20 protein-coding genes are annotated in these 19,928 nt (G+C 69.2%); 15 read left to right on the forward strand and 5 right to left on the reverse strand.

From position 1 onward, the window contains the following. Positions 1–908 precede the first annotated feature (908 nt). The 6 genes from ACWDSL_RS32695 to ACWDSL_RS32720 all read left to right on the forward strand — a co-directional run bounded on the left by ACWDSL_RS32695 (position 909) and on the right by ACWDSL_RS32720 (position 10,713). Entirely contained in the window at positions 909–2,342 is a 1,434-nt protein-coding gene (locus tag ACWDSL_RS32695) for an MFS transporter (protein WP_089504617.1), read from the forward strand. A gap of 314 nt (positions 2,343–2,656) precedes the next feature. Next, on the forward strand, positions 2,657–3,862 hold the full coding sequence (gene lhgO, locus ACWDSL_RS32700; RefSeq protein WP_450491580.1) for an L-2-hydroxyglutarate oxidase: 1,206 nt from the start codon (positions 2,657–2,659) through the stop codon (positions 3,860–3,862). Between the two features lie 175 nt (positions 3,863–4,037). Next, positions 4,038–4,934, forward strand: a complete 897-nt coding sequence (gene trmB, locus ACWDSL_RS32705; RefSeq protein WP_450491581.1) for a tRNA (guanosine(46)-N7)-methyltransferase TrmB — start codon at positions 4,038–4,040, stop codon at positions 4,932–4,934. 74 nt (positions 4,935–5,008) lie between these two features. Continuing rightward, the gene (locus ACWDSL_RS32710; RefSeq protein WP_450491582.1) at positions 5,009–6,499 is read left to right on the forward strand and encodes a PrsW family intramembrane metalloprotease; all 1,491 of its coding nucleotides are present in this window, start codon (positions 5,009–5,011) and stop codon (positions 6,497–6,499) included. 78 nt (positions 6,500–6,577) lie between these two features. Further along, complete coding sequence (locus ACWDSL_RS32715) at positions 6,578–7,468, forward strand: restriction endonuclease (RefSeq protein WP_450491583.1); 891 nt, start codon at positions 6,578–6,580, stop codon at positions 7,466–7,468. Between the two features lie 107 nt (positions 7,469–7,575). Then, the gene (locus tag ACWDSL_RS32720; protein ID WP_450491584.1) at positions 7,576–10,713 is read left to right on the forward strand and encodes a DUF3427 domain-containing protein; all 3,138 of its coding nucleotides are present in this window, start codon (positions 7,576–7,578) and stop codon (positions 10,711–10,713) included. Here ACWDSL_RS32720 and ACWDSL_RS32725 read toward each other — a convergent pair. Continuing rightward, entirely contained in the window at positions 10,689–11,354 is a 666-nt protein-coding gene (locus tag ACWDSL_RS32725; protein ID WP_450491585.1) for an ATP-binding protein, read from the reverse strand. The two genes, ACWDSL_RS32720 and ACWDSL_RS32725, sit on opposite strands and share 25 nt — an antisense overlap. Before the next feature lie 220 nt (positions 11,355–11,574). On the opposite strand from ACWDSL_RS32725, the gene ACWDSL_RS32730 reads away from it, so the two are divergent. Together ACWDSL_RS32730 and ACWDSL_RS32735 are read left to right on the forward strand one after the other, a co-directional pair. After that, a complete protein-coding gene (locus tag ACWDSL_RS32730; protein WP_450491586.1) occupies positions 11,575–12,420 on the forward strand; it encodes a helix-turn-helix domain-containing protein in 846 nt (281 codons plus the stop codon). Then, positions 12,420–12,635, forward strand: a complete 216-nt coding sequence (locus tag ACWDSL_RS32735) for a DUF397 domain-containing protein (protein ID WP_450491587.1) — start codon at positions 12,420–12,422, stop codon at positions 12,633–12,635. The genes ACWDSL_RS32730 and ACWDSL_RS32735 overlap by 1 nt, the downstream gene beginning before the upstream one ends. Before the next feature lie 52 nt (positions 12,636–12,687). Here the strand turns inward: ACWDSL_RS32735 and ACWDSL_RS32740 are convergent, their stop codons facing one another. Next, positions 12,688–13,221, reverse strand: coding sequence for an AAA family ATPase (locus tag ACWDSL_RS32740; RefSeq protein ID WP_450491588.1), 534 nt, complete (start codon positions 13,219–13,221; stop codon positions 12,688–12,690). A 97-nt stretch (positions 13,222–13,318) separates the two neighbouring features. Continuing rightward, positions 13,319–14,131, reverse strand: coding sequence for a helix-turn-helix domain-containing protein (locus ACWDSL_RS32745; RefSeq protein ID WP_450491589.1), 813 nt, complete (start codon positions 14,129–14,131; stop codon positions 13,319–13,321). Positions 14,132–14,271: 140 nt separating this feature from the next. Between ACWDSL_RS32745 and ACWDSL_RS32750 the strand changes: the two genes are divergently transcribed. The 3 genes from ACWDSL_RS32750 (at position 14,272) to ACWDSL_RS32760 (ending at position 16,195) form a co-directional block, all read left to right on the forward strand. Then, a complete protein-coding gene (locus ACWDSL_RS32750) occupies positions 14,272–14,628 on the forward strand; it encodes a VOC family protein (protein WP_450491590.1) in 357 nt (118 codons plus the stop codon). A gap of 13 nt (positions 14,629–14,641) precedes the next feature. Beyond that, a complete protein-coding gene (locus tag ACWDSL_RS32755) occupies positions 14,642–15,061 on the forward strand; it encodes an SRPBCC family protein (protein ID WP_450491591.1) in 420 nt (139 codons plus the stop codon). Positions 15,062–15,385: 324 nt separating this feature from the next. Then, a complete protein-coding gene (locus tag ACWDSL_RS32760) occupies positions 15,386–16,195 on the forward strand; it encodes an inositol monophosphatase family protein (RefSeq protein ID WP_450491592.1) in 810 nt (269 codons plus the stop codon). Between the two features lie 36 nt (positions 16,196–16,231). On the opposite strand, the gene ACWDSL_RS32765 is transcribed toward ACWDSL_RS32760, so the two are convergent. Then, entirely contained in the window at positions 16,232–16,657 is a 426-nt protein-coding gene (locus ACWDSL_RS32765) for an acyl-CoA-like ligand-binding transcription factor (RefSeq protein WP_450491593.1), read from the reverse strand. 9 nt (positions 16,658–16,666) lie between these two features. Between ACWDSL_RS32765 and ACWDSL_RS32770 the strand changes: the two genes are divergently transcribed. Further along, positions 16,667–17,311, forward strand: a complete 645-nt coding sequence (locus ACWDSL_RS32770) for a hypothetical protein (protein WP_450491594.1) — start codon at positions 16,667–16,669, stop codon at positions 17,309–17,311. A 40-nt stretch (positions 17,312–17,351) separates the two neighbouring features. Further along, the gene (locus tag ACWDSL_RS32775) at positions 17,352–17,693 is read left to right on the forward strand and encodes a hypothetical protein (RefSeq protein ID WP_450491595.1); all 342 of its coding nucleotides are present in this window, start codon (positions 17,352–17,354) and stop codon (positions 17,691–17,693) included. 86 nt (positions 17,694–17,779) lie between these two features. On the opposite strand, the gene ACWDSL_RS32780 is transcribed toward ACWDSL_RS32775, so the two are convergent. Continuing rightward, positions 17,780–18,385, reverse strand: a complete 606-nt coding sequence (locus tag ACWDSL_RS32780; RefSeq protein WP_450491600.1) for a TetR/AcrR family transcriptional regulator — start codon at positions 18,383–18,385, stop codon at positions 17,780–17,782. A 119-nt stretch (positions 18,386–18,504) separates the two neighbouring features. On the opposite strand from ACWDSL_RS32780, the gene ACWDSL_RS32785 reads away from it, so the two are divergent. Both ACWDSL_RS32785 and ACWDSL_RS32790 read left to right on the forward strand, forming a co-directional pair. Further along, complete coding sequence (locus tag ACWDSL_RS32785; RefSeq protein WP_450491596.1) at positions 18,505–19,419, forward strand: NmrA/HSCARG family protein; 915 nt, start codon at positions 18,505–18,507, stop codon at positions 19,417–19,419. Between the two features lie 134 nt (positions 19,420–19,553). Further along, complete coding sequence (locus ACWDSL_RS32790; RefSeq protein ID WP_450491597.1) at positions 19,554–19,877, forward strand: hypothetical protein; 324 nt, start codon at positions 19,554–19,556, stop codon at positions 19,875–19,877. Positions 19,878–19,928: the final 51 nt, after the last annotated feature.

Here is a 19,928-nt window from a genome sequence, read left to right on the forward strand (position 1 = left end):
CCACAGTCGACCACAGGAACAACAGGGTTGATCACAAGACGTGATCCCGCCAAGCACGCGGACGCGCACGCGGGAACCGTCGTCGGCGCGACGGACCGCTCCGCCGTGTCCCATGCTGCCATGAGAGGGGCGCAAAGGGGCGCGCAAGGGCGCAGAGGCGCCAATTAGGCGCCCGTGAGGCGCGCTTGGAACGAGGTGTACGAGCCGTACGAGGCGTACGAGCCGTCGGGCGCGGGGCGCAGTCGTCGGCGCAGGGCGTAGGCACTGAACGCCGCAGGAACGCCACAGGAACGCCGCCGAATACCGCAGGAACGCCGCAGGAACGCGCAGGACGCCGCAGGGAGGACTGCCGCGCCGGACCTTCCCCTCCCCGGCCCGGCGCGGGAGCCCGGCCGTGATCAGCTCCACACAGGGCGACGGCAGGTGTGGACCGGCGATATTCGGCCAAATTTCCGTAGTGTTCTTGATGAACTTACGGAAATCTCGCGGCGGTTTACGACCGCCTGGCGGCATCCCGGCGGCGCCCCGACGACAGCCCGGCCGGAAGTCCTCGCCCCCGTATCCCACCTGACGTTACGTCAGTCCGGGAGGCGGCATCCGCCTCCCGGACCGCTCCGCCGCCCGCGGGGAATGAGGCGGCGGCGTCCCCCAGCCCACTGATTCCGTACAGCGGGCCGACCCACGCAGGATCCATCGAAACGTTCCCGCGAACCCTGAGACAGAGCGCACGGACAGGCGCACAGCCACACACAGCAGGAGCACACACGACGCTCCGCACGTCCGTTCGTACAAGAATCTCGCCATCCGGGACACCACCTCTTAACGGTCGGGATCCGGCGAACTACGCTGGGTTTACGAATGCCCCGTGCCTATGCCGGGGCGGCCGTCGGTGCTGTCGAGGGGTACGCATGACCAGGGAGCCACGCGGGCCGAACGAGAAGCTCGGCACCGTTCTCGCCCTCGCGGGGATCAGCAATGCCGGGCTGGCGCGAAGAGTCAACGACCTCGGAGCCCAGCGCGGCCTGACCCTTCGCTACGACAAGACGTCCGTGGCCCGCTGGGTCTCGAAGGGCATGGTGCCCCAAGGCGCCGCGCCCCATCTGATTGCGGCCGCGATCGGGAGCAAACTCGGGCGGCCCGTACCACTCCATGAGATCGGGCTCGCCGACGCCGATCCGGCGCCCGAGGTCGGCCTCGCCTTCCCGCGCGACATCGGCCAGGCCGTGCGCTCGGCGACCGAGCTCTACCGGCTGGATCTGGCGGGTCGGCGCGGTGGGGGCGGGATCTGGCAGAGTCTGGCCGGATCCTTCGCGGTCAGCGCATATGCCACGCCCGCGTCCCGCTGGTTGATCACCCCGGCCGACCCGTCGGTCGCGCGCGAGCCCAAGGACGCCGAGGGCAGCGTGGGCCTGGACGGCTTACCGCAGCGCGTCGGGCACAGCGACGTCACCAAGCTGCGCGAGGCCGCTGTGGATGCGCGCCGGTGGGACTCCAAGTACGGCGGCGGCGACTGGCGTTCGTCGATGGTGCCCGAGTGCCTGCGGGTCGACGCGGCGCCCCTGCTGCTCGGCTCGTACAGCGACGAGGTCGGCCGCTCCCTGTTCGGCGCCACCGCCGAACTGACCCGGCTCGCCGGGTGGATGGCCTTCGACACCGGCCAGCAGGAGGCCGCCCAGCGCTACTACATCCAGGCGCTGCGCCTCGCGCGCGCCGCGGCCGACGTGCCCCTGGGCGGCTATGTGCTGGCCTCCATGAGCCTCCAGGCCACCTATAGGGGCTTCGCCGACGAAGGCGTGGACCTGGCCCAGGCCGCCGTCGAGCGCAACCGCGGCCTGGCCACCGCCCGCACCATGAGCTTCTTCCGCCTCGTCGAGGCCCGCGCCCAGGCCAAGGCCGGGGACGGGCCGGCCTGCGGCGCGGCGCTCAAGTCCGCGGAGGGCTGGCTCGAGCGGTCCCGTTCGGGCGATCCCGACCCGTCCTGGCTGGACTTCTACTCGCACGAGCGGTTCGCCGCCGACGCCGCCGAGTGCTACCGCGACCTCCGACTGCCGCGCCAGGTGCGGCGGTTCACGGAGCAGGCGCTGGCCCGGCCCACCGAGGAGTTCGTCCGCTCCCACGGGCTGCGGCTCGTCGTGTCCGCCGTGGCCGAACTGGAGTCCGGCAATCTGGACGCGGCGTGCGCGGCGGGCGCCCGTGCGGTGGAGGTCGCCAACCGGATATCGTCCGCGCGCACCACCGAGTACGTACGGGACCTGATGCACCGCCTGGAGGCCTACCGCGACGAGCCGCGCGTCGCCGAACTGCGGGAGCGGGCGCGGCCGCTGCTGATGGCACCGGCGTGACGCCTGAAGGGGGCGGCGTGGCGGGGGAAACCGCGTGACGGGGGTGACGCGTGATGGGGGTGACGCGTGATGGGGGTGACGCGTGATGGGGGTGACGCGTGATGGGGCGGCGTGACGGGCCGGACGGCTGACGGCTCCGGCCCGGCAGCCTGATCACGTGGTGGTGAGGCGGAGCACGCGATCATCTGCCGTGATCGTTCGGTACCGGCAGAGTGGCAGGTGACGCGGGTTTCTGATGGCTGTCAGTGGCGCGGGTCATGATAGTCATCGAGTTGGGTGAGTGGAATGTGCGCGGCGTGGGGAGGTGAGGTGACGTGAGGGCGCTGGACTGCGATGTGCTGGTGGTCGGGGGCGGGATCGTCGGCCTGTCGACGGCGTATGCGATCACGCGCGCCTCGCCCGGCACCCGGGTGACCGTCCTGGAGAAGGAAGCCGGCCCCGCCTGCCACCAGACGGGGCGGAACAGCGGCGTGATCCACAGCGGCATCTACTACCGCCCCGGGTCGCTGAAGGCGCGGTTCGCGGCCCAGGGCGCGGCGGAGATGGTCAAGTTCTGCGCCGAGCACGGCATCGCCCATGAGGTGACCGGCAAGCTCATCGTGGCGACGGAGCGGGCGGAGCTGCCCCGTCTGCACGCCCTGGTCCAGCGCGGCCGGGAGAACGGGATCCCGGTCCGCGAGCTCGGCCCCGCCCAGCTCACCGAGCACGAGCCATGGGTGCGCGGCCTGGCCGCCATCCATGTGGGCACGACGGGCATCTGTGACTTCAAGGCCGTGGCGGCCCGGCTGGCCCGCCTCGCGAGCGACGCCGGGGCGTCGGTGCGGTACGGGGCGGGGGTGCACGCCATCGGGCGGCGCCCGTCGGCGGTCGCGGTCCGTACGGGCGACGGCACGGTGCTGCGGGCCCGCGCCCTGGTCAACTGCGCCGGTCTGCACTGCGACCGGATCGCCCGGCTGGCGGGCGACGACCCCGGCATGCGGATCGTCCCCTTCCGCGGCGAGTACTACGAGCTGGTCCCCTCGCGCGCCTCCCTCGTGCGCGGCCTGGTCTACCCCGTCCCCGACCCGGCCTTCCCCTTCCTCGGCGTCCATCTGACCCGCGGCGTCGACGGCTCCGTCCACATCGGGCCGAACGCGGTGCCGGCCCTCGCCCGCGAGGGCTACACCTGGCAGACGGTCCGCCCGCGCGAGCTGGCCGGGACGCTGGCGTACCCCGGCTCCTGGCGGATAGCCCGCCGCCACTGGCGCTACGGCGCGGGCGAGCTGCGCCGCTCGCTGTCCAAGGGCGCCTTCACCGACGCCGTCCGCCGTCTGCTGCCGGATGTCACGGCCGACGACCTGATACCGGCCCCGGCGGGCGTGCGCGCCCAGGCGGTGCTGCCCGACGGCACGCTGGTGGACGACTTCCTGATCAAGGAGTCCCCCCGCGTCGTCCATGTGCTGAACGCGCCCTCGCCGGCGGCGACGGCATCGCTGCCGATCGGGCGGGAGGTCGCGAGGCGGGTGCTGGAGCGGCTGTGAGGCGTGGCCCGGGCGCTGGGGCCCAGGCACTGGGCCCGGGCGCTGAACGGTCGGGCGCTGAACGGTCGGGCATGCGGGCCTGAGCGCTGGGGCCTGAGCGCTGGGGCCCGGGCACTTCGGGCTCGGGCATGAGGGGCCCGGGCGCTGCTGCCTGGGCCCGTAGAATCAAAGCACTGTGTCCGAGAACCACACCGCCGAAAACCCGACGGCCGAAGCCCCCACCACCGGCAGTCCCACCACCGGCAGCCCCACCACCCCCGCTCCCCGCCCGGAGCGCACGCTGCCGCCGTCCCCGTCCCCGTCCGCGTCCCCTCACCCGTCCCCGCGCGACCGTCGCGCCGAGCCGATGTTCCCGGGCGGCCCGCTGGCCGACCCCGCCGGCTCGCACCACGAACGGCGCATCCGCTCGTTCCGCCCCCGCCGCGGCCGGGTGACCTTGGGCCAGGGCGAGGCGCTGCGCCGCCTGTGGGGCCAGTGGGGCCTGGACATCGACGGCCTCTCCCGTATCGACCTCGGCGAGCTGTTCGGCGACCCGGACCTGCCCGTCGTCCTGGAGATCGGCTTCGGCATGGGCGAGGCCACCGCCCAGATGGCGGCCGCCGACCCCGGCACCGGCATATTGGCCGCCGATGTCCACACCCCCGGCCAGGGCAATCTGCTCGCTCTCGCGGAGCGGAAAGACCTTTCCAACATCCGGGTGGCAAACGGCGACGCGATCATCCTGCTGCGCGAGATGCTGGAGCCCGCCTCCCTCGCCGGGCTGCGCGTCTACTTCCCGGACCCCTGGCCCAAGAAGCGGCACCACAAGCGCCGCCTCATCCAGCCCGAGTTCATAGCCCTCGCCGCCACCCGGCTGCGCCCCGGCGCGCTGCTGCACTGCGCGACCGACTGGGAGCCGTACGCCGAGCAGATGCTCGAGGTCCTCACCGCCGACCCGCACTTCGAGAACACCCAGCCCGACGGCGGCTACAGCCCGCGCCCGGCCTTCCGCCCGCTGACCAAGTTCGAGGGACAGGGCCTGGAGAAGGGCCATGCGGTCCACGATCTGATCTTCCGCCGCACCGAGAGATAACGCAGACATAGCGCCCTTTGGCACCTGGGCATAATCCTTCGGTCCGCCATTCCGCCGTTCGTTAGGGTCGTCAGGTGCACCAGTCCCCGCCCCCGCACCAGCAGCCCGGCCCCCCGGCCACGGCATACGGACAGCAGCCGTGGGCCGGCCCCACGTCCGCGTCGCCGGCCGGAGGCGACTGGCGGCCACACCCGCCGCCAGGCCGCGGCCCGTGGGGCGGCCGGCTGAGCGCGCTGTGGGCCAACAAGTCCCTGCGCGCCACGGCGCTGATCGTCCTGCTGTCCCTCTCCGGCCTGATCATCCTGGCCCTGGTCCGCAAGCAGACCGGCACCGAGGGCTTCCTGGTGGGCCTGGGCCTGGCCATCCTGCCCGTACCGCTGCTGATCGCCGCGTTCCGCTGGATGGACCGCATCGAACCCGAACCCTGGCGGAACCTGATCTTCGCCTTCGCCTGGGGGGCATGCGCGGCGACCCTCGTCGCCATCATCGCGAACGGCTTCGCCACCGATTGGCTGATCACCAACGTCGTCGACTCCTCCTCCAGCCAGGCCGACGTCGACGCCTGGGGCGCCACCCTGGTCGCCCCCGTCGTCGAGGAGAGCGCCAAGGCCGCCGCCGTACTGCTGCTCTTCCTCTTCCGGCGCCGCAACTTCAACGGGATCGTCGACGGCGTTGTCATCGCCGGAATCACCGCCACCGGCTTCGCCTTCACCGAGAACATCCTCTACCTCGGCTCGGCCTTCGTCAGCGACCAGGAGTACGGCTACTCCGGCATCCGCTCCACCACCGCCGCGACCTTCTTCATCCGCGCGGTGATGTCCCCCTTCGCCCACCCCCTCTTCACCGCCGCCACCGGCATCGGCTTCGGCATAGCCGCCGCGGCCGCCCGGCACCAACGGGCGCGCCGCGTCCTCGTCCCCCTCGCCGGCCTGCTCGGCGCCATGGTCCTGCACGGCCTCTGGAACGGCTCCGCCACCTTCGGCGGCTACGGCTTCCTCGCCGTCTACGCCCTCTTCATGGTCCCCGTCTTCGGCCTGCTGACCTGGCTGACCGTCTGGTCCCGCAACAACCAGCTGCGCACCATACGCACCCAGCTCACCACCTATCAGGCCGCCGGCTGGCTCACCCCACCCGAGCCCATCGCCCTCTCCTCCATGCGCGCCCGCGGCATAGCCCGCGACCTCGCCCGCCGCACCCAGGGTCCGGCCGCGGCCCGCACCGTCGCCGACTACACCGCGACCGCCACCTCACTCGCCTTCCTCCGCCACCGCGCCTACCTCGGCACGGCGGGCCCCGACTTCACCACCCGCGAGGGCGAGCTCCTGGACCGCCTCTGGCAACACCGCGAAACCGCCCAACCGGCCCTGGCCCACGCCGCCCTCTCCGTCCCCCTCCCCCGCCGCCGAGTCCCCCGCCCCCACCCGGGCACGATGCCCCCGCCGTACTGGCCCACCCCACCCCAGACCGCGTACGCGCCACACACCACGTACGCCCAGCCGACCCCGTACGGCTATCCGGCCTGGCCGCCGGCCCATCAGCCGCCGTATCCGCAGGGGCAGCCGTGATGTGACACCCCCATCCCGATCAATACGTTCATATGACTAATCTTTGGGTCGACCACGATCACGGATCTTGGGGGACCCATGTGGGACATCACTCCTGGCCAGCAGCTCAAGCGGACTGCACTTCAGGACCGCTACGGGGGTAACCGCCAGCGTGGGATCGCCCCAAGTAAGACCAACATCTTCCTGTTCAGCAACCCCAGCAGGGGACGCAAGGTTGGCTACTTCGACGGCTGGGGTACGGACGGCTGTTACCACTACGCCGGAGAAGGCCAAAAAGGCGACCAAGAGATGACTCAAGGGAACCTGGCCATTCTCAAGCATGAGCAGGCTGGGCGTGCGTTGCACCTGTTCGACTCAGTGGCGCGGGGCGTCGTCGAATACGTGGGACAGTTCACCCTCGCCACGGACTCAGCCTGGTACTACACGGATGCGCCTGACGCGAAGAACGAGATCCGCAGCGTGATCATGTTCCGCCTCAAGCCACTTGGCACCGCTGCCCCGGTGGGCGAAAAGATCGCTCTCACACCGACCGACGACGACGTCGTCGAAGACGTCGACATCGAGAAGCAACACACCGAGCGCATGGTGATCAGCCCCAAGAGCGAAGAGCGTGAGGCAGAACGTCGCGAGGCCCCACTGGTCGCGAAGTACAAAGGCCACTTGGAGGGGCAAGGCCACACCGTGACGCGGAAGAAGATCACCCCAGCTGGTGAGGCCAAGCCTCTGTTCACCGATCTGCACGACACGACCGACAACGTCCTCATCGAGGCCAAGGGGAGTGTGACCCGAGAGGCCATACGCATGGCCATAGGGCAGCTCTACGACTACCGCCGCTACATCAAGCCCACTCCATCACTGGCTGTGCTGTTGCCCTCGCGCCCCCGCGAAGACCTCATCGAGCTGTGCAATCTGTCGGGTGCCTCGGTGATCTGGCGCGACGGCGAAACGTTCAGCCTCAGCGCTGCATGACCTAGCTCATCCAGGCAACACCCTCCCTTCGGCCGCCAGTCCCCACCCAGTGTCCGAGGTGGTTGATACAACTGCAGCACCACTTACCGTGATGCGGAGGGGCTGCGATGGTTGATCGCCTTCGAGACCAAGCAACGCCGGTGCTCGGTCTGTACGAGCGACTGATCACGTCTCGACTCGAAGCCCAGCTTGAGGTGCTGGACACCGACGCGTGGCGAGCCATCAAGCAGACGGTCGGCGAGCACTCTTCACCTCACGTGCTCGCCCGCCACATCGCCGAGACGGTCCAGCAGGTCTTCCTCACCCTGAAGCCCGCCGAGCAGGTCGCCGCAGCCAACCACATCCTCGAATCCATCAGCAGTCTCGACGGGGCCAAGCAGTGGGTCGATCTCATCGCGGACGGCCCTCGTCAGTTGATCGCCATCGCCGAGCAGCAGGCCCCGGGCGTCTACTCCGTACGCCCAGCCACCCCGCTCTCCGAGACGGCCCTCATCACCAACTCCCCAGAAGACCCCAACCTCGGCTTCGAGCTCCGCGCCGAGCTGGCCACCGCAGACCGCGTCGACCTGCTCTGCGCCTTCGTGAAGTGGCACGGCCTCCGCGTTCTGGAGGAGTCGCTAGCGGCAGCCCGTGATCGAGGCGTGCCGATCCGCGTCATCACGACGACCTATATCGGCGCCACCGAGCGACGCGCCCTGGACCGACTCGTGGAAGAGTTCAACGCCGAGGTCAAGGTCAACTACGAGATACGGTCAACCCGTCTCCACGCGAAAGCTTGGCTGTTCCGGCGCAACAGCGGCTACGACACCGCCTACGTCGGCAGTTCCAACCTCTCCAAGACGGCGCTTCTCGACGGGCTCGAATGGAACGTCCGCCTCTCCTCAGTAGCCACGCCGGCCGTCTTAAAGAAGTTCGAGGCCACCTTCGACTCCTACTGGAGCGAACCGGCCTTCGAGACGTACGACCCCACCCGCGACGGCAGCCGACTACAAGAAGCGCTCCTCCTCGCTGGCGGAAAGCAGCACGGCGACACCCATGCGATCAGCCTCTCCGGCCTTGAGGTGCGTCCGTACCCGCACCAACAAGACATGCTCGAACGGCTCCGTATCGAGCGCGACATCCACGACCGACATCGCAATCTGCTCGTTGCGGCCACGGGCACCGGCAAGACCGTCATGGCTGCCCTGGACTACCGGGCCCTGCGGAAGCAGCACGCGGGGCGCCCGCTCAGCCTGCTCTTCGTCGCCCACCGCCAGGAGATCCTGAAGCAGTCGCTTCGTACGTACCAAGACGTCCTGGTCGACGCGAACTTCGGGGAGCTGCTGGTCGGCGGGGATGTCCCGCAGGACTGGACACATGTCTTCGCCAGCGTTCAGTCCCTTAATGCCGGTTCGCTGGAGCGCTTCGCCCCCGACCACTTCGACGTCGTCGTCATCGACGAGTTCCACCATGGGGTCGCTCGAACCTACCGGCGCATCATCGACCACTTCGAACCGCTGGAGCTCCTAGGACTCACCGCGACACCGGAGCGCGCGGATGGCGTCAACGTGCAAGACGAGTTCTTCGACGGGCACATCGCAGCCGAGATGCGCCTGTGGGAAGCGTTGGAGAACGATCTCCTCAGCCCCTTCCACTACTTTGGGATCGCCGACAACACCGATCTGGAAGGGCTCACCTGGAAGAGAGGCGCCTACGACGCGGGCGAGCTAAGTCAGCTCTACACCGGAAATCACGCCCGGGCGCGTCTCATCGTGAAGGCCGTCCAAGAGAAGGTGACGGATCCAAGCTCGATGCGGGCACTGGGCTTCTGCGTCTCCGTGGAACACGCCCACTTCATGGCGGACCGCTTCCGTCAGGCTGGCCTCAGCGCCACGGCCCTCGACGGGTCTACCCCGCTCCCTGAGCGTGCCCAAGCCCTCGCCGACCTACGGGACGGCAGACTGCAGATCATCTTCTCCGTGGACTTGTTCAACGAAGGGCTCGACATCCCGGATGTGGACACCCTTCTGCTGCTGCGTCCCACGTCCAGCGCCACAGTCTTTCTCCAGCAACTCGGCCGGGGCCTGCGGCGGACGCCGGACAAGGCCGTGCTCACTGTGCTCGACTTCATCGGCCAACATCGCAAGGAGTTCCGCTTTGAAGAGCAATTCCGCGCGCTGACGAATCTCACACGAAACCGGCTTGCCGAGCACATCGAGCATGACTTTCCACAGCTCCCCTCCGGGTGCCAGATCATCCTGGACCGCAAGTCAAAAGACCGGATCCTGGAAAATATCAAGCACCAGATCAACGTCAACATACGGCAGCTGACGCAAGAGGTTGCCGCATACGCCGAGCCTCGGCTCAGCGCGTATCTCGAAGAGAGCCAGCGCGAACTCAAGGAGCTTTATCGGGCCAATAACTCCTGGACCCGTCTCCTCAGGCGAGCCAACCTCCTCACTGACAGTGCTCCGGAGTGCGAGGAACAACTCCTGAAGCGCGTATCCGCGTTCCTGCACGTCGACGACCCACGACGGGTGGACGCCTACAGCCACGTGTTGGCCGACGACGCTCCCCCGTACGACTCGCTCGACACAGCGACACAGGCGTACGCCCGGATGCTCTTTTTCTCCCTGTGGCCCTTGGGTGGCTTCTCCAGCTACTCCGAGGGGTTCGAATCCCTGCGCCAACAGAAGGCTCTCCGAAGCGAGCTCCGCCAGGTCCTTGCTTACAACCTGGCGCGCACCGACCACTACCCGATTCCACTCCTCGGTGAGCACAGCGACATTCCGCTGACTGTCCACGCTTCGTATAGCCGCGAAGAGATCCTGCCCGCGCTCGGCCAGGCTGATGTGGGCGCCTCCTTGCCAGGGCATTTCCGCGAAGGCGTGAAGTGGTGCGAGGGGCTTAAGACCGACGCGCTTTTGATCACCCTCGAAAAGGATGACAAGGACTTCTCACCACAGACACGGTACAAGGACTACGCCATGAGTCCGGAGCACTTCCACTGGGAATCGCAGAACCAGACCTCCGAGTCGTCACCCACGGGCCTGCGCTACCAGCAGCACAAGCAGCGCGGCACGCACGTGCTGCTCTTCGTACGGCGCTACAAGAAGACGGACATCGGCGGGCCGCAGCCATGGATGTTGCTCGGCCCGGCCGAGTACGAGTCTCACGAAGGCAGTAAGCCCATGGGTATCGTCTGGCGGCTTCAGCACGAGCTGCCCGCCGACGTCTGGACCTACTCGGCCCTCGCTGCCGGGTAGGCAGGCGCGCAGCCCGTCGGCGGATCCGCCTCGAAGTGCATCTGGGCGCAGTCGAGGATGTGGTCGGGGTCCAACCCTTGCGCCGCGACCCAATGCAGAAGATCGGTGATGAGGCTGGTGGCCGACTGCTCCATGACGGATCGACGAGGAAGCCGCGCCGTCGGGTGGCCGATTGCGTGGTTGTACGACTCCATGACGACCATCGCACGCTGGACGCGGCGTCGATTCTCGTCCGGCGGCAGGGCCAGCTCGCACCAGACGGCTTTGCCCGCAGCGGTTCGGATCGTGCCCCATGCGGCGGCCATACCGACGAGGAGGTGCAGGCCACGGCCGCACTCTTCGTCACACCCGGACGGAAGCCACTGAGGTTCGCTCCGGCTCTTGTCATGTAGCTCGACGCGGAGCTGGTCCGCCGTCACGTCGAGGATGAGGGTGGCCGCGCTGCCCTCCCCCACGTGCTTAATGACGTTCGAAGCCAGCTCGGTGACGGTCAGCTGTGCCTCGTCGACGAGTGGCGACATTCCCCAGGCGGTGAGCTGCGCTCTCACGGTTCGCCGGAGCCCGGCGAGCTGAGGTGCCTCCGCTCGGAAAGGGAGGACACATCGGCGTTGATGAGGTTCGGTGGCTGAGAAGCGGTACATGACCACACTCCCTAGATCGCTACGCCAGCGCTGCGCCCAGCCGTGTCCGTACGACTGCGCTGCGTAGCCTCACGATGCGAGTATGGCATTGAGAAGTCCCGCTATGTAACTTCTCACAAGACTCGGACGAGTGAATCTGGTGGGACATCAACTGCGGTGCCCCATAGCCTGGTTGCCGCTGGCGGGAGCCGCAGGCCAGCGCAGAAGGAGAGGAAGCCGCATGCCAGCGCGCGCCACCACCCGTCGCCGTCAGCTCGGCGCAATGATGCGCAAGTTCCGGGCGCGCAAGGGAATGACACTGGAGGAGGCCGGGCAGCTCGTCGGGGTCTCGAAGGCAACCGTGAGTCGGTACGAGACGCAGGAAGGGCCCGTGAAGTGGCCCATTGTGGATGCCTTGTGCCGGGAGTACGGAGCGAGCGACGCCGAGCGCAAGGCTGTTGTGAGCCTGGCCAAGGACGCGAAGCAGCAAGGCTGGTGGAGCACCTTCGCGGACTCCATCCCGGAGACCTTGAACCTCCTGCTCACGCTTGAGGATGAAGCCGTCCGCGAGGATCACTTCGCCTGCGTCTACGTGCCAGGGCTGCTACAGACACGCGGATACATGGAAGCCGTGCAGCACGCTTGCGAGATGCGCTTGTCCCCCGAGGAGATCGAACGCCAGGTCGACATCCGCATGAAACGACAGGAGATCCTGAGCCGCCCAAAGCCGCCGCATCTGTGGGCCGTCCTCGACGAGTCGGTGGTCCGGCGGGTAGTCGGCTCCCCTGCCGTGATGCGGGATCAACTGGATCATTTGTTGCTCGCCAATGAATCTCCCAACATCACGCTCCAAGTACTGCCCTTCTCCAAGGGTGCTCACTCGGCGGCCATGGGCAGCTTTGTGATCCTCGGCGGTGCCGAGCCTTCTCTGGATGTGGTGTACGTCGACATCCAGGTCAGCTCGATCTTTATGGAAAAGGACGAAGAGTTGGAGCGCTACCGGCTCGCGTTCGACTACATTCGCGCCCAGGCCATGGACATGGCCTCGTCATCCAGATTCATCAAACGCGTCCGCGAGGAGATCTGATGAGCAAGCCCTCTATATCAGGGACCGGGGACGACTGGTTCAAGTCCTCGTACAGTAGCGCTGGCGCAACAGAATGCGTCGAAGCCTCCTTCCGCGCGGGCGGCATTGCCGTACGGGACTCGAAGGAGCCGGAGCGGGCCGTGCTCGCGTTCTCGGCGCGCACCTGGGAAAACTTCGTAGCGGCCCTGGGTCGCGGGCAAGTCGGGTCTGTCTAGCCGGGGTTCGCGTCGATCTACCCTGGTCATGCTTGGCTGCTCACCGGTTTCCTCAGGCTTCGAGGAGGGCGTTGACCTCTTTGGCGACCGCAGTGATGTCGACCGGCCGACTGGTGTCGACGGTCAACAAGGGTCCGCCCAGGCGTAGAGGGCCCGGGTAAGTGGCGCGGAGCGTGGTGACACGCTCGGCGACTTGCTCAGGCGTGAGTTGGGGGTCGAGGTGGCCGGGGTGGCGGGTCCGTCGCTGGAAACGTTCGGCGGCGAGGGCCGGGTCGCAGTCGCAGAAGATCTCGATCAGGCGCGCATTGAGTCGATGCAGCCGTTCGGGGGCGGTGTCGTGGTGCCACCAGTTGTCGAGTACGGCACGTTTGGCTTGGGCAGCGATGGTGAAGAGGACGTCGTCGCTCGCGCGACTGAGCCGGTGCCGCCATGCTTGGTCGCCGGTGCCGAGGGAGTCGAAGAGGGATTCCAGAATTGTGTCCTTGTCGATGACCGGCCATCCCAGGCAGTCGCCCAGGGCGTGGGAGAGAGTGCTCTTCCCGCTGGCAGGCAGGCCACAGGTGATCACGAAGACGTTGTCGGTCACGACGTCAGTGTGGCGTGAGAGTCCCCTGAGCCGTGGCTGGCCCAAGCGCTCTTCCGCCCTCATCGGGTGCTCGCGTTCACGGCTCGGCGGATGGTGTCTAGGCTCCGGGGCCCGGCGATCGGTCCCCGTACGGCGCCGATGCCGGGCTGAGGAGTTGGCGTAGCGCGGTCGGTGTGTGCTGTAGGTGTTCGCGGATGGTGCGGGTCATGTGGGCCTGGTCGGCGAAGCCCAGGTCGGTGGCCAGGTTGGCGAGGCTGGGTTCGCCCTGGGTGAGGCGGTCCATGGCCAGGCCGACGCGGACGCGGTTGCGGTAGCGGGTGAGGGAGACGCCCATCTCCTGGGAGAAGACGCGGCTCAGCCGGTAGGGGGAGACCTTGAGGTGTTGGGCCAGTGAGCACAGGTCCGCCGACTGCGAAGCCTCCTCGGTGATTGCCTCGCGGGCCGCTGCGACCAGGGTCCGGTCGGCGGGTTTCGGTTGCTCGGCCGGTTTGCCGGCGGCTTCTGCGACGAGGCGGAGCAGTTCTTCCGTCAGTGCGTAGTCGATGTCGCCGCCGGCGGCGGCTGCGAGCAGGCGTCGGTGGGTGAGGTCGATACGCGCGTCCACGTAGACGCTCTTACCGCCCGCGAGCCCTTCCCAGAGCCGGGGCGTGAAGGTGAGGGAGGTGCAGGTGTCGCCGCCGGTGGGGTGCGCGAAGCGCTCCTCTTCGGCCGGGGTGCCCAGGTAGCCCACCGTCGGGTCCAGATCGGCGTCGGATCCTCCGGCCGACCGGCGGAATCGGCCACGTCGTACGAGCACCATGCGGTGATCGTCGCGGGCCTCCGGTGCTGACCATCGAGTGTGGTCGGAGCAGCAAACCACCGTGGCCACGGCGAACTCGGGCCGGGCGGCAAGGGTTACGGCTGACAACACGCCGCAGACCCTACGTCGGGGGTACGACATCAGTCCGGGGAGAGTCCGGGAGTCCGTCGCTCCGCAAGGATCTTCAAGACTCTCCGCACACTCCACGCCGATGCTGGGCGGGCAAACCACGACACCGAGGAGTCATCGGCATGACCGTCCACGCGGAGCTCACCGCGATCGTCATCGACTGCGCCGCCCCGAAGGAACTCGCCGAGTTCTACCACCACCTCACCGGCTGGGAGATCAGCCACAGCGACGACGAGTACGCCTGCCTGGGCAACGGCTCGTTGCAGCTCACCTTTTCGCGGGTCGCCGACTACCGCGGGCCCGTCTGGCCCGACTCCGCCCCGCACGCCCACCTCGACTTCCAGGTCAGCGACCCCGAGGCCACGGCGAAGGAGTTGATCGCGCTCGGCGCGAGCAAGCCCGGCTTCCAGCCCGGCGATGGCCAGTGGACCGTCCTCGCCGACCCCGAGGGGCACCCCTTCTGTATCTCCGCGGCCTGAACAGGAGTCACACATGGCATCCATTCACAAGGAATTCGTCGTCGACGCCACGCCCGACGCCGTCTGGGACGTGCTCAGCGACTACGGCGCGGTGCACAAACGCCTCGCGCCCGGCTTCGTCACCGATACGCAGCTGAGCTCGGACACCCGTACGGTCACCTTCTCCAACGGCACGATCGTGCACGAGCGACTCGTCGACCTCGATCACGGGGCCAGACGCGTCGCCTACACCGTGGTCGGCGGAAGCCTCCACCCTGCCCACCACCACGCCTCGATGCAGGCCCTCGCCGAAGCCGGTGGCCGGACCAGATTCGTCTGGCACACCGACGTCCTGCCCGACAGCCTCGCCGCCCCGATCGCGGAGTTCGTGGAACAGGGTTCGGTGGTCATGCGCCAGGCCCTGGAAGGGAAGATTGGAATGACGACGGGCTGAGACCGCCGTTCCAGCCGCGCCGGCGATCGCGTACCGCCGCCCGCCCGCACCGGGGCACTCCACACCCACGGTGCGGGCCGCACGGTCTGCCATCAGGGCGGCGCCCCGCCCATGCGGGCGCGGCGTTGTCGGTCGTAACGTCGCTGTGGTGTGAAGTCCGCCGCGCCCGGGACGGAGTTGCCGCCGGTCCCGCGCCGGGTCGGTGGCCCACGCCTCCCAGGACTGTCCCTGTGGAACCTGAGCTGAGCAAGCGTCGGCTGCCCGCATCGACGACGGGTCTGGCAGGCGGTGGTCCGAGCTGTCGGCATCGATACCCTGCGCCCTGTGACCAACTCATCTGGGGCTCTTGACGATGCCGGGGTCGCGATAGCCGCGGTACGTGCTGGTGCGGAGGTTGTGCGCGCCATGTACGGCCGGCGGCTCACCCGTATCGACAAGGGCGCCGGGGACTTCGCCACCACCGCCGATGTCGAGGCCGAGAAGTCGATCCTCAGCGTCATCCGGGCCGCTCGGCCCGATGATGCCGTGCTCGGCGAGGAGGGCGGGCAGCAGGGTGCCGCGGAGGCTGCGCGCCAGTGGCTGGTGGACCCCTTGTGCGGCACGCTGAACTACTCGGTCGGCAACATGCTGGTGGCCGTCAATGTGGCGTTGCGCGGCGGTGCGGCGGCGGTGGCCGACCCGTTCAGCGGCGAGGTCTTCTTTACCGACGGTGAGACCGCCTGGGTACGGCATGACGGCGCCGATGCCCAGCTGGCGCCGACGCCCGCCACCCACCTCGTGGATGTCAACCTGGACCCGCCTTTCCCCGGCGCGCCGACGTTCCGGGCCGTGGACCTGCTGGCCCACCCCGGGTTCGTGGAACGGTTCCGGCCCCGGGTCGTCTCCACGACGCTCGCGTTGGCCTGGGTCGCCGCCGGCAAACGGGCCGCGTACGTCACCGACGGCGGCGACCTGTCCGGGAGCGTGCATTTCGCCGCCGGCATCGCTCTGTGCCAGGCCGCCGGCTGCGTGGTCACCGGAATCGACGGCGCCCCGATCGGACCCGCGGGCCGCGGACTCGTCGTGGCCGCCGACCTCGAAACCCACCAGCTGCTGATGTCGATGACCCGCGCCGGAAGCCGGCACCGCGGCTGAAGGGCCGCGTCGGTCCGCCGTACGGGCCGGGGCCTGTTACCGGGGCCTGTTACCGGGGCCTGTTACCGGTGCTGGTGCCGGGTTGTTGGGGGGTGGTCGGGGGTGGGGGAAGTCCGTCCAGCCGTTGCGGAGCCGGGCGAACAGGGTGCGCAGCGCGTGGGCGGGGTCGGGGCTTTCCTGGGCCAGGGCGCCGATGTCCAGGGCGAAGCGGGCCAGGGCGCGGGCCTGGAGGTCGTCGTCGGGCAGTCCGGATTCCCCGGCGATGGCGTGGGCGAGGGTGGTCTCCCAGTTGCGCTGCATGCGCATGAAGTGGTCGCGCAGCGCGGGGGTGGCGTGGACCAGGTCCAGGAACTCCTCGCGGGAGGGGTCGCCGGCGTGGCGTGGCTTGGGCGCGGCGAGATAGGTCTCCAGCGCGTCCAGGATCGTCGTTCCCGCCGTACGGTCGCGCACCGCTGAGGCCAACTGCTGTTCGTGCGTGGCCTCCTGGTCGAAGACCAGCGATTCCTTGCTGGGGAAGTGCCGCCGGCCGACATGGGCGCGGGCACCTCCAGCCTGTCGCTGTTCCGCGGTCTGGGCGGCACCGCCGGTGCCGCCCTGCTGCCGGCCCTGCTGTTCGCGCAGGCCGGCCCCGCCATCGCCGACCGCTACGAGGCCGCCGACGCCTCACCGGCCTTTCGGTACGCGGCCGCCCAGCACCCGCACGATCTGGCCGAGGCGCACCATCCCGACCTCAACGACACCGCGTTCCTCGCCCGCCTGGACCCGGCCCTGGCCAGGCCCTTCCTGGACGGCTTCGGCCATGCCCTGGACCAGGTGATGCTCACGGCCGGCGGCATCGTCGCCCTGGCCTTCCTCATCCTCCTGGGACTCAAGCAGGTCTCCCTGCGCACCGAACCACCCGCCTCCAGGGTGACCGCCATGCGGGGCAGGCGGCTGTGTCGGTCCGGCGGTGGTTCGGTCGGGGTGGGCATCGTGGTGGCACCTGTGCCGAGAGGAGAAGGCCGCCATGAGGACACTGACGCGTTGGGCCGCAGCCGTGGTGATGGGGGCGGTGGTCGGTGTGCCGGCCGTCTCCGCTTCCGCGCAGGCCGTTGGCGTTGGCGGGGTACGGGGTGATGGTGAGGGCGACGAGACGAGCCGCGGGCTTCAGGTTCGTATGCACAATGCGACGGGGTGCCGGCTCACGCGGACCGACTACGGGCTGAGGTCCGGGGAATTCGTCGCCCGGCCTCCGGCGACGCTCAGCAGGGGGCAGGACGGGGTGTTCGAGGCGCGGTCGCGGGAGGGGTCGCTCAAGGGGGTCGCGGGCACGGTCGAGTACACGGCCGACCACTGCGATGCGAGCTGGCGCGACGGTCACGCGATCCGGCTGACCTTCGGCGTCGCGTACAACGGGATGAACAGCTTCAACACGGATGGCGGCGGGGCCTTCGGCACCAGGCTGTCCGGCGGGAGCGGGAATCACGCCGTGCTCAGGTGGGGCGTGGGGAGGTTCTAGCCCTCCCCCGGCTGTCGGCCCCGTCGGTCTCCCGGCCGTCGGTCCCCTCGTCCCCCGGCTGTCGGCCCCCTCGGTCTCCCTACGGTTTACGTGCGCGGGCTCAGCCCCTCCGTGACCAGCGTCAGCAGCCTGTCGACCTCGGCCGCGCCGTTGGGGTGGTGCTCCGTCGCCAGGGCGATGCCGGTGACCACGGTCAGCAGGTCGGCGGCGGTCGCGTCCACCCGTACGGCGCCCGCGGTCGCGGCCCGGCGGACCAACGGGTCGGCGGCGGTGGCGAGATAGGTGAAGCAGTGTGCGGCTTCCTCGGGGGATTCGGCGATGGTCAGGGATGCCGCCATGCCGCGTGCGGAGGCGACGTAGTGCGCGAGGGCGCGCAGCCATTCCAGTAGCGCCGTCCGGGGGTCGTCCTGCGCGGCCAGGTCCGTGGCGAGGGCGCTCAGGGCTTCGATCCGCTGCTGGAAGACAGCGCTCAGCAGGGCTTGCCGGTTGGGGAAGTGCCGGCGCAGGGTCGCCGATCCCACCTGGGCGGTGCGGGCGACCTGTTCCAGGGAGACCTCCGCGCCGTGCACGGCGACCTCCGCCTCCGCGGCGGCGAGGAGGCGCGCGTAGTTGCGGCGGGCGTCGGCGCGCTGGGGGCGGGCTTGGGCGTCGGCTTGGGTGTGGGCTTGGGGGTGAGCTTGAGCGTGGGACACATCGGGCACGTCGTCACCTTTGACCTTTCTGACCTTTGACCTTTGCGTAAATGGCGGACCCCTCCGTATCGTATCCGGCAGACAAACGGAGGACCCCGCCACTTAAGGGAGGCCGCAGCATGCCCACCGCACCCATACTCGTCACCGGTGCCACCGGAAAACAGGGCGGCGCCACCGCTCGGGCCCTGCTCGCGCAGGGCGTGCCGGTACGCGCCCTCGTCCGTGACCCCGACAGCGCCCCGGCCCGTGCCGTACAGGCGCTGGGGGCCCAGCTCGTCGTCGGCGATCTGCGCGATCTCGACTCCGTACGGCGCGCCGTGGACGGGGCGCGCGGCGTCTTCTCGGTGCAGATGCCGGACCTGACCGACTTGTTGGGCGACGCGGAGTGGGTCTCCGGGCGCAACCTGATCGACGCGGCGGCCGAGGCGGGCGTCGAACACCTCGTGTACACCTCCATCTCCGGCGTCGGACAGCACCGCGAGACGCCCGGCTGGGGCGACGAGCGCTGGAAGGGCATGGAGCATGTGTACGAGGTCAAGGCCGCGCTCCAGGACCGGGGGCGTGAGGCGGGATTCCGGTACTGGACGCTCCTCAAGCCGGCTTTCTTCATGGAGAACTTCCTCGTACCCGGCTTCGTCTTCAGCCCCGACGGCCGTCGGCTGGTGTCCGTCATCAAGCCCGGCACCGTGCTGAAGCTGATCGCCGTCCAGGACATCGGCAACGCCGCGGCAGCCGCGTTCGCCGACCCCGAGCGGTTCAACGGCGTGGAGCTGGAACTCGCGGGCGACGAGCTGACCATGGCCGAGGTCGCCGCCGTGCTCTCCCGCGCCAGCGGCACCGAACTGACCGCCCCGGACATGACCGTGGAGGAGGCGCTGGCCGCGGGGATGCCGGAATTCGCCGTCGGGCACGAGCGGCTGAACACCGTGGGCCAGCCCGCATCGCCGCGCTACGCCCGCGCGCTCGGGCTGCGGATGACCGGCTTCGCGGAGTGGGCCGCGGAGCACGGGGCCGCGCTGCCCCCGGCCGCGTAGCCCACCCCCACCGGCCCGGCCTCAAACCCCTGTTGCAGAGTCGGTGCTCGATCATGACCCCATCGGCGCGTACGGCCATCCCGCCAGGCATAGGGTCGAGCAAGGAGAAACCCTCACAGTGGAGGTAAGAGGTCATGGCCGGAATCCCGGCAGGTGTGGTGGCTGCGGGCGGGCTCGTCGGCGGGTACGGGGTCGCGCGCTGGACCAAGAAGCGGCAGCTGGGCGGGGTGGCGCTGGCGGCGGCCGGGGTCGTGGCCGCGCGAGGGTGGCAGCAGAAGGCGGGGACCGGGACGGCGGCGATGCTCAGCGGGCTGTACGTCGCAGCCTTCGCCGGGTCGCATCCGCTCGCCAAGAAGCTCGGCGCCTGGCCGTCCGTCCTCACCGTGGCCGGCGGGGTCGCCGCCGCGTCCTGGGCCGCCGCCGACCGGCGGAGCGCCGGGGCGGCAGCCCAGTCCTGAATTTGCGGTGAGTATGAGACAGCGACACGCCGTCGCGACGGCGTGTCGCTG

This window comes from Streptomyces sp. NPDC000941 (assembly GCF_053599555.1).

Coding starts and splice junctions, on each gene's coding strand:
- ACWDSL_RS32755 (WP_450491591.1), top strand. CDS start 14,642: ATGGCATCCATTCACAAGGAATTCGTCGTCGACGCCACGCCCGACGCC.
- ACWDSL_RS32735 (WP_450491587.1), top strand. CDS start 12,420: ATGAGCAAGCCCTCTATATCAGGGACCGGGGACGACTGGTTCAAGTCC.
- ACWDSL_RS32715 (WP_450491583.1), top strand. CDS start 6,578: ATGTGGGACATCACTCCTGGCCAGCAGCTCAAGCGGACTGCACTTCAG.
- ACWDSL_RS32725 (WP_450491585.1), bottom strand. CDS start 11,354: ATGTACCGCTTCTCAGCCACCGAACCTCATCAACGCCGATGTGTCCTC.
- ACWDSL_RS32750 (WP_450491590.1), top strand. CDS start 14,272: ATGACCGTCCACGCGGAGCTCACCGCGATCGTCATCGACTGCGCCGCC.
- ACWDSL_RS32785 (WP_450491596.1), top strand. CDS start 18,505: ATGCCCACCGCACCCATACTCGTCACCGGTGCCACCGGAAAACAGGGC.
- ACWDSL_RS32790 (WP_450491597.1), top strand. CDS start 19,554: ATGGCCGGAATCCCGGCAGGTGTGGTGGCTGCGGGCGGGCTCGTCGGC.
- ACWDSL_RS32775 (WP_450491595.1), top strand. CDS start 17,352: ATGCACAATGCGACGGGGTGCCGGCTCACGCGGACCGACTACGGGCTG.
- ACWDSL_RS32730 (WP_450491586.1), top strand. CDS start 11,575: ATGCCAGCGCGCGCCACCACCCGTCGCCGTCAGCTCGGCGCAATGATG.
- ACWDSL_RS32720 (WP_450491584.1), top strand. CDS start 7,576: ATGGTTGATCGCCTTCGAGACCAAGCAACGCCGGTGCTCGGTCTGTAC.
- ACWDSL_RS32695 (WP_089504617.1), top strand. CDS start 909: ATGACCAGGGAGCCACGCGGGCCGAACGAGAAGCTCGGCACCGTTCTC.